Here is a 14,333-nt window from a genome sequence, read left to right as displayed (position 1 = left end):
TTTTCTTTATCTGCGGCTGACGAATTTGATTTAGCTTTCTACTGCATCAACGCCGTATTGCGATCCGCGGGCTTTCAGCCGATAGAATTCTTCAATAACACCCGCCATGGCGTCCGGGCAGTAGGGCCTGAGCCCGCCCAATAAAAGGCGCTTGGACACTTCACCCACAGGTTTGCCATTGGAGTTCAGCCGGTATTCCAGGGTGACATTCCCGCGCTTGCCATTCGCCACCAGGTCGGCATTGTGTAGTTCGAGATCGGGTGATGAAGCGTCGAGGCTTTCCAGGGTCAGGCTCATGCTCTCATACATGACCATGGGGCGGTCGGGGTTGAACATCACACCCTCTGATTCCATCAAAGGTTTGAGCGTATGCGGGAAGTTTTTACCTGAGGCTGACACGTAGCCACGGATGAACTCCTCAACAAATTGTTCATCATGGGTAATCTCGCCACTGCGAGTTATCTCTATGTACACCTTACCGGCCTGATCGCATACCAGGATGGTGTCATCTCCATCCTCCCGAAATTCCAGTGGTATACCGTCGCCCAGCAGGGCGCGGAAATGGAACGTCATATGCCGGGAAAGCCCGAAGCGTGAAACCACGACGGCAAAAAGCAGATCTCCGGGGACACAGAACCGGCGAGCATCGGGATCATGGATCGGGTTGAAATCTCCGGCTATCTCTTTAGCAAACTGGCTGGCCTGAGATGCGGAAATATGTACACGTCCGTCCTGAATTGAATGAAAACGGTCTGGAAACATGTGCTGTTTGTCCTGAGTGCAATGGGTAACGCCAAATCTATCTGACCATGGTACCGAGGTACGGCGTTCATGGGTATGCGCTATTTGTCCATTCGCTTTGGCAGAAAGGTTTTCAGGCGCCTTTTATGCCCTGGCAGGTGCCCATTAATAGTATTCGGCTATCAATCAGTTTGGATCTATTGATTTGAGCATTCGATTGCCAAGCCGTATTGTTTATACATACCCCAAACAAAGATCACTTTGAATGCCGCATTCAAAGGATCAGCTTAAAGATTTCAAAAGGAGAACTCCTATTATGTTGGATGCAAACATCAAGCAGCAACTGAATGCCTACCTGGAAAAGCTGCAGCAGCCGATTGAGCTGGTGGCCGCTTACGATGATGGCCCCAAATCCCAGGAATTGCGGGAACTTCTGGAAGAAATCACGTCCATGTCTGAGAAAATCAGCCTGCGCACAGAAGAGTCGAACGACGTGCGACGTCCGTCTTTTGCCATCAACCGGGTGGGCACCGACGTGGGAGTTCGCTTTGCGGGCATTCCCATGGGCCATGAGTTTACCTCTCTGGTTCTGGCTCTGTTACAGGTTGGTGGCCACCCATCCAAGGCTTCTCAGGATGTGATTGAGCAGGTGCAGCAGTTGGATGGCGAGTTTGAGTTTGAAACCTACTTCTCGCTGTCGTGCCAGAATTGCCCTGATGTAGTTCAGGCGCTGAACCTGATGAGCGTTCTCAACCCGAACATTCGCCACACGTCTATTGACGGTGCCTTGTTTCAGGACGAAGTAGAGAAGCGTGAAGTTATGTCGGTGCCCAGTGTTTACCTGAATGGTGAGCCCTGGGGTCAGGGACGTATGACTCTGGAAGAGATTGCCGCGAAACTGGATACCAAGTCCGATGAAAAAGAGGCCGAGAAGATCAACCAGAAAGACACCTTTGAAGTATTGGTGATCGGTGGTGGCCCAGCGGGTTCGGCGGCAGCCATTTACGCGGCTCGGAAAGGTATTGCGACTGGCATCGCGGCGGAGCGCTTTGGTGGCCAGGTAGCAGACACCATGAGTATCGAAAACCTGATTTCTGTGCCTTACACCGAAGGCCCCAAGCTGGTTGCAGCGATGGAGCAGCACGTTAATGACTACGACGTGGATATCATGAACATGCAGATGGCCGAGAAGTTGATTCCGGCGGCCAAGCGTGGCGAGCCCCACGAGGTTCGTCTGGCCAATGGCGCATCACTCAAGGCCCGCACAGTGGTGCTCTCTACCGGTGCGCGCTGGCGTCAGTTGGGTGTTCCCGGTGAAGACGAGTACCGCAACAAGGGTGTCGCCTACTGCCCGCACTGTGATGGCCCACTGTTTAAAGGCAAGCATGTGGCGGTGATTGGTGGCGGTAACTCCGGCGTGGAAGCCGCTATCGACCTGGCTGGCCTGGTTGGCCATGTAACACTGATCGAGTTTGGCGATGAAATGCGCGCAGACGAAGTGTTGCAGAAGAAGCTGCGCAGCCTGAAGAACGTGGACATCATTACCTCTGGCCAGACTACTGAAGTGGTTGGTGATAATGGCAGGGTAAGCGGCTTGAACTACACAGACCGCAAAACAGGTGAAAATCACCATGTAGCACTTGAAGGTGTGTTCGTTCAGATCGGCTTGGTACCCAACACCGAATGGTTGAAGGGCGACATTGAGCTGAGCCAGCACGGTGAGATCATCATCAACGACCGCAACGAAACCTCAATTCCGGGTGTGTTTGCGGCAGGTGATGCCACCACAGTGCCCTACAAGCAGATTGTGATATCCATGGGCGAAGGCTCAAAAGCAGCACTGAGTGCTTTTGATTTCCTGATCCGCAACTCTGTGGAATAAGAGGGGAGCTATAGCCGGGGTCTATGCCCTGGCTATAGGCTGAACAGCTTGGAAAACGGCATTCGCCTTGGTGGGCGAGTGCCGTTTTGCGTTTCAGTTGCCGGAAATATCCTGCACCAGGCTGCCTTCGATGGCGTCTGGCGCTTTTCCATCGGGAAACAGGTGCCCGTAAGCGGCTTTTATTCCAGACAGAACGAACTCGTGGGGAACATCGTCGAAAACGCCATGATCGTTCACGTATTCCATGTGGGCTTCGCCGGCTTCAGTGTATTCCTGGAAAATCGAGTCGTTAACACCATCAAATTCCAGAGGCTCAACCTTCATCAGCTCGCACAGGCGTTTATCGAAAGCCGGGGTGGCCTTTACCCATTTGCCGTTGAGGTACAGCTCAATAAAACCGTGCATGCGAAAAATATCCGAGCGCAGCCATTCAATGAGTTTTGGGCTTGATAGGTGATTGCGCACATCGGCAAGGCCCAGGCGGCTGGGAATGCCAGCGGATCGCGCAGCGGCTCCGAGCAATACTGCTTTGGGAATGCAGTAGCTTTCAGCTGTTTTCAAAGCATGGCTGGCACTGAAGGTTTCGGGTTCCGGGCGAAAAACGTAAGGGTTGTAGCTTACGCTGTCCCGAACGGCGAGATACAGGGCTTTCGCTTGCTCTACCTTGTCGTCAGGTACGCCTTCCAATTGGGTGGCAATCCAGGCCTTCAGTTCGGGCTGGTTGTAATCGAAATACTCTGTGGGCTGGAGGTAGCGTTCCATTGTTGTTGTCTATCCATTTAGGGGAACAGGCCTCCGATCATCGCTGATTAGCTTGCTACACGCAATAACGATAACCATCACCCTGAGTGCCCAAATGGATCATTCGTGAGCCTTCGATGATGCACTCGTTTCCTGGCTTATTGGCCTCGCCTGAGCTCATACGCACACATGTTGACCGCAGAGGCCAGGTTCAGGGATTCGATCTCGCCATTGCCCGCAATGGTGTAGGGTTTTGCGGCCATCTGTGCCAGGGCTTCCTGCGGTACCCCCCGGGCTTCGTTGCCGAACAGATAGCAGTCGTGCTGGCGGAATGACTCTGCCGTGAGCCCGTCACCGTTCAGGTCGAGGCAGGCGATAGAGCTATAGCGGCTGGACAGGCTTGCCAGCGGTACCTCGGTTTCCAGAGCTGTGTGGAAGATCGCACCCATGCTGGCGCGCACCACTTTCGGGTTGTAGGGGTCGACACTGCCGGGGCTGAGCAGGCAGCGAAACCCGCCAAACCAGGCCAAGGTGCGTAAAATAGTGCCGAGGTTGCCTGGGTCCTGAACTTCATGCAGGTAAATGGCTTGCTCGCTGGCCTCGGTAACGGGCTTATCTTCGTTAGCCGGCATGGGCACGACCGCCAAAATCCCCTGGGGCGTGCGGGTGTCGGCAAGCTGTGCCATCTGGCGGTCGTTAATGAGATGGGTTCTAAACGGGCCAGACCAATGCTCATACGCGTCGGTCACATACAGCTCTGATGCCCTCAGCGCGGGCTGACTGGCGGCAGCCTTTTGCAGTTCAAGTACCAGATGTTCGCCTTCCACCAGATAATGACCCAGCGCCTGACGGTACTTTTTTTGGTGCAGTTTTTTAATGTCGTCCAGCTTCACGATGGGGTTCCCGATATGGCTCCGCCGTTGCTTTCCAGATCGTCCAGCATGGCCAGTGCCAGTGCTTCGGCAACCTTGATGCCGTCCACGCCGGCTGAAAGAATGCCACCAGCATAGCCTGCGCCTTCGCCAGCAGGGTACAGGCCACGGGTGTTCAGGCTCTGCAGGCTGGTGCGATCCCGGGTGATGCGTACCGGTGAGGAAGTGCGGGTTTCTATGCCAGTGAGAACGGCATCTTTTCGGTCAAAGCCCCGGATCTGCCTGCCAAAATTCGGCAGGGCCTCGCGGATGGCTTCGATGGCATAGGGAGGCAGGGAAGGCGCCAGATCGCCCAGTTTGATGCCGGGCTTGTAGGAAGGCTCAACCTCGCCCAGCTCGGTGGACGGTGTGCGTTTGATGAAATCTCCCACCAGCTGGGCGGGGGCGCAGTAATCACTGCCGCCAAGTGTATAGGCCCGGGATTCCAGCGCTTCCTGAAACTCCACACCGGCCAGCGGGCCGCCCGGGAAGTCTTCTTCCGGGTGCACGGCCACTACTATGCCGGCATTGGCGTTCCGCTCATTTCGGGAATACTGGCTCATGCCGTTTGTGACGACTCGCCCGGGTTCCGAGGTTGCTGCCACCACTGTGCCCCCGGGGCACATGCAGAAGCTGTAGACCGCGCGCCCGTTGCTGGCGTGGTACACCAGTTTGTAGTCTGCGGCCCCCAGGGCGGGGTGCCCAGCGTATTTGCCCAGGCGGGCATTATCAATCAGCGATTGCGGATGTTCGATGCGAAAGCCAATGGCAAAGGGTTTGGCTTCAAGAAATACATCTTTCTGCTGGAGCATGCGGAAGGTATCCCGCGCGCTGTGGCCGAGGGCCAGGATCACGTACCGGCTGTCGAGCCGTTCACCGCTGGCCAGTTCCACACCTTCAACGCGGCCATTCTGTATGAGCAGGTCGGTGACTTTGCTTTCAAAGCGGATCTCGCCGCCAAGGCGGATGATTTCCTCACGCATTTTGGCCACTACGCCGGTCAGCCGGAAAGTGCCAATATGGGGCTTGCTCACATAGAGTATTTCTTCCGGTGCACCAGCCCGGATAAACTCATGCATTACCTTGCGGCCGTAGAATTTCGGGTCCTTGATCTGGCTGTAGAGTTTGCCATCTGAGAACAACCCTGCGCCGCCTTCGCCAAACTGCACGTTGGATTCTGGCGACAGGGTTTTATTCCGCCAGAGGGCCCAGGTGTCCTTGGTGCGGCGGCGAACGTCTGGCCCGCGCTCTAGCACAATGGGGCGGAAGCCCATCTGCGCCAGAATCAGGGCGGCAAACAGGCCGCATGGCCCCAGGCCTATCACGATTGGGCGCTCGGTCAGGTCAGAGGGCGCCTGAGCGACTGGATAATAGGCGGTGTCGGGTGCTTGCCGCACGTGCTGGTCTTTGTCGAAGCGGGCCAGAATGGCGTCTTCGTTACGCGCGCTCAAATCAATAATGTAAACGAATTTGATCTCGGTATTCTTCTTGCGTGCGTCGTAGCTGCGCTTGAATACGGTGAAGTCCACCAAATCGGCGTCGCCGATGCCCAGCCGTTCAAGGATGGCGGCCCGCAAGGCACTTTCGGGATGGTCCAATGGCAGTGCCAGTTCGGTAAGGCGGATCATAGTCTGTCCTGCCCGGGTAGGCCGCGGTTGGCGGATCATTTGCCGGGTATAAAGGGATCGGAACGTGTTGCGGTAATTGTACGTGCGCCGGGCCCGGATGTCAGGGTTTTGCCGCCAGCGGGCCAGCCACGTAGAATGGGCGGTCGACTTCCTTTTTTGATGAGTTCTTATGGCACGTTCCAAAAGCAGTGGCCGCTGGCTTGATGAGCACGTAAACGATCCCTTCGTGAAGCAGGCGCAGGTAGACGGCTATCGCTCACGGGCCAGCTACAAGCTTCTTGAAATCAACAAGAAGGACAGGCTGATTCACCCTAACATGGTGGTGATGGATCTGGGCTCTGCACCGGGCGGCTGGTCACAAGTGGCGGCCAATCTGGTGGGCCACAAGGGCAGAGTTTTGGCCTCGGATATTCTGCCGATGGATAACATTGCCGGTGTGGAGTTTGTTCAGGGAGATTTCACCGAAGATTCGGTCTTTGAGGCCATTATGGAAGCGCTCGGCGACAGCCGGGTCGATGTGGTGATTTCCGATATGGCTCCGAACATCAGTGGCGTGACTGTGTCTGATCAGGCCTCTTCCATGTACCTGGTGGAGCTGGCACTGGATATGGCCAGCCAGGTGTTGAAACCCAAAGGCAGCTTTGTGGCCAAGGTGTTTCAGGGCGAAGGCTACGATGAGTATCTGAAAGCGACCCGAGAGGTCTTTGACAAGGTGGTGGTGCGCAAGCCGGATTCTTCCCGCGCCCGTTCCCGGGAAGTGTACGTTGTGGGCAAGGGTTTCAAGGGCTGAGTCTGCCGGTCTATTGGGCAAAAAAAGGGGGCACCTGACGTTTCAGGGCCCCGCAAAAAGGAAACAGTGTTAGCTTACAGGCTTGCGTGAAGCACCCGGCGGCACACATCCGGCGTGACATCACCATGCTCACCAAGCGCTGTCATGCCGTGGCTTTCCAGGCTCTTGATCAGTGGCTCAATGTGCTCTTCGCCAAGGTCGTAGTCGCCAAGGCGGGTTTTAACGCCCAGTGATTCGAAGAAGTCCTGGGTTTTGGCAATCGCAGCTTCGGCTTTCTCTTCAGCGCTTCCCTCACGAATACCCCAAACCCGTTCGCCGTATTGAACCAGCTTGTCGAGCTTGGATGCCTTGCGCTCACGCAGCATGGACGGCAATACAATGGCCAGGGTCTGGGCGTGATCAAGGTTGTGCAGCGCAGTCAGTTCATGGCCCAACATGTGTGTGGCCCAATCCTGGGGTACGCCACTGCCAATCAGGCCATTCAGGGCCAAAGTCGCTGTCCACATCAGGCTGGCTCTCACCTGATAGTTGTCGGGCTCAGCCAGAGCCTGCTCGCCAATCTCAGTCAGTGTCAGCAGCAGGCCTTCAGCAAAACGGTCCTGCACCGGCGCCTGGGCCGGGTAGGTCAGGTATTGCTCGATCACATGAACGAAGGCATCCACCACGCCATTGCCCACCTGGCGCAGGGGCAGGGTGTAGGTTTTTGTGGGATCAAGAATTGAGAACTGCGGGAAAACAAGGTCGCTCTGGAACGGTAGTTTTGCTTTCAGGGAGCGGCGGGTGACAACGCCGCCCTTGTTCATCTCGGAGCCAGTGGCAGGAAGAGTCAGTACCGAACCAAAGGGCAGGGCGCGCTTAATATTGCGGCCACCTTTGAGCAGGATATCCCACTCGTCACCTTCGAAAACAGCGGCTGCCGCGACAAACTTGGTGCCATCGATGACCGACCCACCGCCTACGGCGAGCAGAAAATCTATGTTCTGTTCGCGTACCTGTACAACCGCGTTCATCAAGGTTTCGAAGCTCGGGTTTGGCTCAATGCCGCCAAACTCTGTCACCGTCCGGTCGCCGAGTGCCTTGGTAACTTCATCCAGCGTACCTGTGCGGCGTGCACTTTCGCCACCAAACAGAACGAGTACCTTGGCGTCTTTGGGTACCAGTTTGTCGAGCTCGGCAATTTTACCTTCGCCAAAGGCGATACGGGTTGGGTTGTAAAAGTTGAAGTTATTCACATGGAATCCTTAATGTTGTATCTGTAAATTTTAAAAAAAGCTCGGTGGGCTTGTGTTAAATGGCCCGCCCTTCGAAGCCCTGCATCACGTTCACCACGTTCACGCCAATGGCATCCACGTCGTAACCACCTTCCATAGTGAACACGGTGGGCAGTTTGAGTTGTTCTATACGTTGGCCAAGAGAAAAGTAGTCATTTGATTTCAATTTAAAGAACGAAATCGGATCTTCCTCGAAGGTATCCACACCCAACGCAATAATCAGAGTGCTTGGCTGGAAATCTGCAATGCGCTTGCAGGCGGTTTCCAGCCCCTTGCCCCACTCGCTGTAGGGCGTTCCGGGAGGATAAATAATGTTGAGGTTATAGCCTTCTCCTTCAGCCTCTCCGGTTTCATCCTCAAAGCCCAGAAAGTGTGGGAACACCAAGTCTGGATCGCCATGCAGGCTGACGGTCAGTACGTCGCTGCGGTCATAAAAAATGGCCTGGGTGCCGTTGCCGTGGTGAAAATCAACATCGAGAATGGCAACACGCTCGTAGCCTTGATCGCGAAATGCCTGTGCTGCAATGGCGGCGTTATTGAAAAAGCAGTAGCCACCGAATAGATCTGCGTGGGCATGGTGGCCAGGGGGGCGGCACAGGGCAAAGGCGGCACGTTCGCCGTTTGCTACCAGCTTCTGGGCTGTTAATGCGACATTGGCAGAGGCGCAGGCTGCTTGCCAGGTGCCGTTCGAAATGGAGGTCTCGGCGGCAAAGCTGAAGTAACCCAGGCGCCCGTCTATGTCTTTGGGCATGCGGGGGCGCATACCGCGGCCACACCACACAGCAGGAATGGCTTCCCCTGGTTTGCCCTCAGCCACCCAGTCGGCCCAGCAGCGCTCAAGAAAAGCCACGTAATCTGCTGTGTGCACGCGCTTTACGGGTTCGAGGCCGAAATCCTCAGGCTCGATCACCTCGCCCAGGGTTTGTGATTTCACTCTGGCCAGAATGGTCTCTGCCCGTGATGGCTTTTCGTGGGGCGTAATCAGAATGCCACCGTCCAACTCGGTTTTGACAGAGCGGAGGCTGTGCAGGGGTGAGAAAACAGTCTTCATGGCGCACTACCCAGATTGGTTTATCACTCGACTGTGCCACAGGCGTTGCGGTGGCTCAAACGAACCCCGAGTGTTTGGATTGCATATTTTAGTCTATTGTCAAAGCGTGCCAACATGTAAAAAAGCACCTCACTGACAATCAGATAAAGGACTTTCTATATGGCGAACGACAGTTATCATGAACCGGTTGGCGAACTGACCGATGAAACCCGCGAAATGCATCGCGCAGTCAGCTCCTTGATGGAGGAGTTTGAAGCGGTAGATTGGTACAACCAGCGAGTGGATGCCTGCAAGGACCCTGAGCTGAAAGCGATTCTTGAGCATAACCGCGACGAGGAAAAGGAGCACGCAGCCATGGTGCTTGAGTGGATTCGCAGGAAAGATCCGGTGATGGACAAGCACCTGCGGGAATTTCTGTTTACGGAAGGCCCGATTGGCCACCATGACTGACCGGGCGTAAGCACTTATGTTGTACCCCTTATCTACGCTTGCACTGGCTCCGGTTCTTATCGGGCAGGGAAGCTATGTGCGCAAGGTTACCCCGCGCTTGCCGGAACCCGAGGGTGAGCGTTGCGGTACCTTGGGCTCCGGGCCGGAGCTGCGACTGCTGATTCTTGGTGACTCTGCCGCGGCGGGCGTTGGTGTGAGCCATCAGCAGGATGCACTGGCAGGCCAGTTGGTCAGGGAACTCGCAAGGGATCATTGTGTGAGTTGGAATTTATTGGCAGAAACCGGACGCACGGCAGCCGGTGTTTTTGAGGTACTCAAAGCAGCACCGAAAGCCCAGTACGATGTTGTCCTCGTGTCTGTTGGCGTAAACGATGTGACGGGTCGCACCCGCAACGGGCAGTGGGTGTCGGCATTGAATGAGTTGTCGGACCGGTTGATCAACGACACGGGGGCAGCACTCGTACTGTTCACCGCCATCCCGCCCATGCATCTCTTTCCCGCCTTGCCACAGCCTTTGCGCTGGTACCTGGGCCTGCGGGCCAAACAGTTGAACACATTGATGAAAAGCCTGTGCGATACCGGCTCTTTCGAGAAAGGGCACCTTGAATATCTGTGTGTGTCCTTTCCTCTGGAGCATGGCTATATGGCCTCGGATGGCTTTCATCCCGGCCTGGATGCATACAGGGTTTGGGCTCAGCATTCCGCGGCCAGTATTCGCAAACTGGCCCAAAATCAGTAGTTTTAGACCCCGCTGGCTAACCACCCCGTATACCCGGCTGCGCTATCGTAACTCTCATAGATACCGGAAGAACGACAATGACTTTGAGAGGTCGGATATGAGCGAGCAGCATTTTGATGTGTTGATCATCGGTGCCGGGGTGTCGGGGATCGGTATGGCCTGCCATCTCCAGCGTGAGTGTCCGGGCAAGTCGTTCGCTATTCTGGAGCGGCGTCAGTCAATCGGTGGCACCTGGGATCTGTTCCGCTACCCGGGCATTCGTTCCGATTCTGACATGTTTACCTTTGGCTATAATTTCCGCCCCTGGACTGGCGGAAAAGTGCTGGCAGACGGCGCTTCCATCAAGAACTATGTCAGCGAAACCGCAAAAGAACACAACGTTGAGCCGCATATTCGCTACGGTCTTGCTGTAAAAACCGCAGATTGGTCCAGTGCAGAAAAATGCTGGAAGCTGACTGCGGCGAATGAGGCTACGGGTAAAAGCGAAACCTATACGGCCAGTTTTCTGATTGGTTGCACTGGCTACTACAACTACGATCAGGGCTATAAGCCTGATTTCCCCGGCGAAGCGGATTTCAAAGGCCAGGTTGTCCATCCGCAGCACTGGCCAGAAGGCCTTGATTACACCGGCAAGAAAATTGTGGTGATCGGCAGTGGTGCCACGGCGGTCACACTGGTTCCCACGCTGGCGGAGAAAGCCGGGCATGTAACCATGCTGCAGCGCTCGCCCACGTACCTGATGCCCCTGCCGTCGACGGATAAGGTGACTATAGGCATTCAGAAAGTGCTACCTGCCAAGGCCGCATACCGGCTGACCCGGGCGCGCAATATTACGGTGTCCCGGTTTCTGTACCAGCGTTCCCGCAAGAACCCCAAGCTCATGCGCCGCCTGTTTCTGGGCATTATCAAGCATCAGGTGGGCGACCAAACCGACATGCGCCACTTTACCCCGAGCTACAACCCCTGGGATCAGCGCCTGTGTGTGGTGAAAGACGGTGACCTTTTCCGCGCCTTGAAGACGGGCAAGGCATCCATGGCAACCGATCATATTGAGCGCTTCACAGAAACCGGTATTCGCCTGAAATCCGGTGAACATCTGGATGCAGACATTATTGTTCCCGCCACTGGCCTGGATATTCAGATGCTTGGGGGTATCAAGCCGAAGGTAGACGGCCAGGAAGTCGCTCTGAAAAACAAGGTGGTTTACAAGAATGTGATGGTTGAAGGCGTACCCAATGCGGGCATGATCTTTGGTTACACCAATATCTCCTGGACCCTGAAGGCCGATATTGCCAGTGAATATCTGTGCCGCCTGATCAATCACATGGATCAACGGAGGTTGCGCGTGGCGGTCGCCAGAGATAATGAAAACAGTCTGGGCGAGGATACCGTAATGGGCGCCCTGGATTCCGGTTACGTCAAGCGTGCTGCGGACCGCCTCCCGCGGCAAGGCACGCATGGCCCATGGCGAGCCTCACAGGATTATCAGGCGGATGTAAAAGTGCTGCGGTTTGACCCCATCGAGGATGGCTACATAGAGTTCGATGGCAAGAAAACCCATGCCAGTGAACGAAATCTCCGTGGTTTTTTGCAGCCTTTGCGCTCTGCGCTGTTTGGGGCCTGATTAAAATCGACGGTAATACCCCGTTCACCGGTTCCAATTCCTTATGGCTAATTCTTGTTGCCTCTGTTACTGTGCACGCATCCTGCCTCTAAGGATTCTGCAGTTTCCGGCTTTAAGCCGCGTTGCGAACCTCCATACGACCTGTCAGAGGACGTCACCCCGATTACCGGCGCGTGACTGTAGTCGTCTTTTATTCCATGAATCTTCATGGCATCTGCCCGCATTCGCCGAGAACGGTGTTCGTGGAGGCAGAACAATCAAGAGTTAATCATATATGAGTTTTTCTTCACTCGGTTTGTCCGAGCAGCTTGTCCGTGCAACCGCCGATCAAGGTTACGATACCCCTTCACCCATTCAGCTTCAGGCCATTCCTGCCGTACTTTCAGGTAAGGATGTTATGGCTGCAGCTCAAACGGGCACTGGGAAAACCGCCGGTTTCACACTGCCATTGCTGCAGCGCCTGGCTGAGAAGCCTCGCACGGGCAAAGGTCCCCGTGTACTTATTTTGGCCCCCACACGGGAACTGGCCGCACAGGTTCACGATAGCGTAAACCTTTACAGCAAATATGTTCCTACCAAAGCCGCAGTGGTTTTCGGTGGTGTAAAAATCAACCCGCAGATGATGAAGCTGCGTAAAGGTCTGGATGTACTGGTTGCCACACCTGGCCGCTTGATGGATTTGTATCAGCAGAACGCTGTGAAATTCAACGAAGTGGAAATCCTGGTGCTGGATGAAGCCGACCGTATGTTGGATATGGGCTTTATTCGCGACATCAAAAGGATCCTTGCGCTGTTGCCAGCCAAGCGTCAGAACCTGCTGTTTTCAGCGACCTTCTCTGGTGAAATTCGCGCTCTGGCTCAAGGCCTTCTGAACAACCCGGTTCAGATTGATGTGGCGGTCAGAAACACTACCGCTGAGTCAGTAAAACAGTCGGTTTACACCGTTGACCAGAGCCAGAAAACCGCGCTGCTGAGCAAGCTGGTGCGTGATAACAGCTGGGAGCAGGTGCTGGTGTTTACCCGCACCAAGCACGGTGCAAACCGTTTGACCCAGAAACTGGAAAATGACGGTATTACGGCAGCCGCTATCCATGGCAACAAGTCTCAGGGTGCTCGTACCCGTGCGTTGGCTGATTTTAAAGCAGGGGAAGTGCGTGTGTTGGTAGCAACCGACATCGCAGCCCGAGGTCTGGATATCAAGCAGCTGCCGCAAGTAGTGAACTTTGAGCTGCCCAACGTGCCAGAAGATTATGTTCACCGTATCGGCCGGACAGGTCGTGCGGGTGAAAGTGGGCATGCACTGTCATTGGTAAGTGCGGATGAGCTCAAGATGCTGGTTGGCATCGAGAAGTTGATCAAGAAGCAGTTGCCGCGCAAGGAAGTGGAAGGTTTTGAGCCAAAAAACCACGTAGCTATGAAGCCCAAGGCAAAGGCAGACCCAAGCCGCGCACGCAACCGCAGTGGTGGAAATGGCGCAGGAAATGGCCGGCCCGGTGGTAAGCCCCGCAGCTTTGGTGACCAGCCCGGTGGGCGCAGTGGTGGTCGCAGCCAAGGTGGTCAAGGCCAGCGCGGACGTTCCGGGCAACGCCAAAGCCAGAGCTAAGCCGAAAACTTAAGCGGGTGCTCTATAGCCATACGCTAAACCAGAAACGGAGCCTCGATGGCTCCGTTTTTGGTTTCAGATTACAGAATCCAACATCAGAACTTGTAGGTGAAACCTACCATGTAAACCATGGGGTCGATTTCGACTTCGAACTTGTCGGTCTGGGCGGCATAGTTGCCGCTGGCATCGTAGACCTTAATGGTGGCGTCTGTGTTGATATCTGCCCACCAGACGGCAGCGTTCAATCCGAAGTTCTCGCTCAGCATGTAGTCAATGCCTGCTTCAAAAGCGATGCCGACGCTGTCATCCAGGTTTAGTTTGGTGGTGGCACCGGGCAGGCTGACTGTGCCCGCAACGGCACTGTTGAGAGTGTCAGTGGTCTTTTCTTCAAAGAACGTCGTGTAGTTGATGCCCACGCCAACAAAAGGCTGTAATGCGGAGCTGCTGCTCATTGGATAGTACTGAAGTGTGATTGTTGGTGGCAGATGTTTGGTTTCGGCCAACTTTCCTGCACCTGCCAAGTCTCCGGCACCATTGATATCGTGCTTGAACGGAGTGGCACCCAGTACGCCCAGACCCAGATTGCTCGTAAACATGTAGGTTGCGCGAATTCCGAGTTGCGAGTCGGAATCTACGGAAACACGAGCGTCAGATCCGAAAATCGGTGCGCCACCCACTTTAATGACATCACTGGAATCATCTGGCGCCACATGCACAACACCGGCACGCAGAATGAAATCACCAGCTTCAAAAGCCTGAGCAGCGGGTGCAACGGCCATAATGGCAGCAGCCATAACACTGAGTTTGAACGTACGGGACATAAACATCTCCTGATAACCTGAATCGTTGATGCGTTCAGATTAAAGATCATGGAGATAGGGAACTTGATATAGCGCAATAAT

13 protein-coding genes are annotated in these 14,333 nt (G+C 55.0%); 6 read left to right on the top strand and 7 right to left on the bottom strand.

Going from position 1 to position 14,333, the window contains the following annotated elements:
• Window positions 1-30: 30 nt before the first annotated feature.
• Complete coding sequence (locus tag RG807_RS14565) at window positions 31-762, bottom strand: DUF3581 domain-containing protein (protein WP_309045535.1); 732 nt, start codon at window positions 760-762, stop codon at window positions 31-33.
• A 295-nt stretch (window positions 763-1,057) separates the two neighbouring features.
• Between RG807_RS14565 and ahpF the strand changes: the two genes are divergently transcribed.
• The gene (gene ahpF / locus RG807_RS14560; RefSeq protein ID WP_309045534.1) at window positions 1,058-2,623 is read left to right on the top strand and encodes an alkyl hydroperoxide reductase subunit F; all 1,566 of its coding nucleotides are present in this window, start codon (window positions 1,058-1,060) and stop codon (window positions 2,621-2,623) included.
• Between the two features lie 93 nt (window positions 2,624-2,716).
• On the opposite strand, the gene RG807_RS14555 is transcribed toward ahpF, so the two are convergent.
• The 3 genes from RG807_RS14555 to RG807_RS14545 form a co-directional block, all read right to left on the bottom strand.
• Entirely contained in the window at window positions 2,717-3,385 is a 669-nt protein-coding gene (locus tag RG807_RS14555; protein ID WP_309045533.1) for a transglutaminase-like domain-containing protein, read from the bottom strand.
• A 137-nt stretch (window positions 3,386-3,522) separates the two neighbouring features.
• On the bottom strand, window positions 3,523-4,257 hold the full coding sequence (locus tag RG807_RS14550) for a TrmH family RNA methyltransferase (RefSeq protein ID WP_309045532.1): 735 nt from the start codon (window positions 4,255-4,257) through the stop codon (window positions 3,523-3,525).
• Window positions 4,254-5,903 (bottom strand): NAD(P)/FAD-dependent oxidoreductase, encoded by a 1,650-nt coding sequence (locus RG807_RS14545; protein ID WP_309045531.1) that lies wholly within the window; start codon window positions 5,901-5,903, stop codon window positions 4,254-4,256. Before RG807_RS14545 ends, RG807_RS14550 begins: the two co-directional genes overlap by 4 nt.
• A 169-nt stretch (window positions 5,904-6,072) precedes the next feature.
• Between RG807_RS14545 and rlmE the strand changes: the two genes are divergently transcribed.
• Window positions 6,073-6,693 carry a 23S rRNA (uridine(2552)-2'-O)-methyltransferase RlmE gene (gene rlmE, locus RG807_RS14540; protein ID WP_309045530.1) on the top strand — a complete coding sequence of 207 codons (621 nt, stop codon included), beginning with the start codon at window positions 6,073-6,075 and terminating at the stop codon, window positions 6,691-6,693.
• Window positions 6,694-6,767: 74 nt separating this feature from the next.
• Here the strand turns inward: rlmE and RG807_RS14535 are convergent, their stop codons facing one another.
• Together RG807_RS14535 and RG807_RS14530 are read right to left on the bottom strand one after the other, a co-directional pair.
• Window positions 6,768-7,925: an iron-containing alcohol dehydrogenase gene (locus RG807_RS14535; RefSeq protein WP_309045529.1), complete on the bottom strand. Its 1,158-nt coding sequence runs from the start codon at window positions 7,923-7,925 to the stop codon at window positions 6,768-6,770.
• A 55-nt stretch (window positions 7,926-7,980) separates the two neighbouring features.
• Window positions 7,981-9,015, bottom strand: a complete 1,035-nt coding sequence (locus RG807_RS14530; protein WP_309045528.1) for a histone deacetylase family protein — start codon at window positions 9,013-9,015, stop codon at window positions 7,981-7,983.
• Between the two features lie 159 nt (window positions 9,016-9,174).
• Between RG807_RS14530 and RG807_RS14525 the strand changes: the two genes are divergently transcribed.
• The 4 genes from RG807_RS14525 to RG807_RS14510 all read left to right on the top strand — a co-directional run bounded on the left by RG807_RS14525 (window position 9,175) and on the right by RG807_RS14510 (window position 13,431).
• On the top strand, window positions 9,175-9,465 hold the full coding sequence (locus RG807_RS14525) for an encapsulin-associated ferritin-like protein (RefSeq protein ID WP_144777435.1): 291 nt from the start codon (window positions 9,175-9,177) through the stop codon (window positions 9,463-9,465).
• A gap of 16 nt (window positions 9,466-9,481) precedes the next feature.
• Window positions 9,482-10,204 (top strand): SGNH/GDSL hydrolase family protein, encoded by a 723-nt coding sequence (locus RG807_RS14520; RefSeq protein WP_309045527.1) that lies wholly within the window; start codon window positions 9,482-9,484, stop codon window positions 10,202-10,204.
• A gap of 97 nt (window positions 10,205-10,301) precedes the next feature.
• Window positions 10,302-11,828 carry a flavin-containing monooxygenase gene (locus tag RG807_RS14515; protein WP_309045526.1) on the top strand — a complete coding sequence of 509 codons (1,527 nt, stop codon included), beginning with the start codon at window positions 10,302-10,304 and terminating at the stop codon, window positions 11,826-11,828.
• A 274-nt stretch (window positions 11,829-12,102) separates the two neighbouring features.
• Window positions 12,103-13,431, top strand: coding sequence for a DEAD/DEAH box helicase (locus RG807_RS14510; protein ID WP_309045525.1), 1,329 nt, complete (start codon window positions 12,103-12,105; stop codon window positions 13,429-13,431).
• A 95-nt stretch (window positions 13,432-13,526) separates the two neighbouring features.
• Here the strand turns inward: RG807_RS14510 and RG807_RS14505 are convergent, their stop codons facing one another.
• Window positions 13,527-14,252: an OmpW/AlkL family protein gene (locus tag RG807_RS14505; RefSeq protein ID WP_309045524.1), complete on the bottom strand. Its 726-nt coding sequence runs from the start codon at window positions 14,250-14,252 to the stop codon at window positions 13,527-13,529.
• Window positions 14,253-14,333 lie beyond the last annotated feature (81 nt).

Origin of the sequence: Marinobacter sediminicola (assembly GCF_031157525.1) — a bacterium.
GTDB lineage: Bacteria > Pseudomonadota > Gammaproteobacteria > Pseudomonadales > Oleiphilaceae > Marinobacter > Marinobacter sediminicola.
This window is presented reverse-complemented; position numbering and strand designations above follow the sequence as displayed.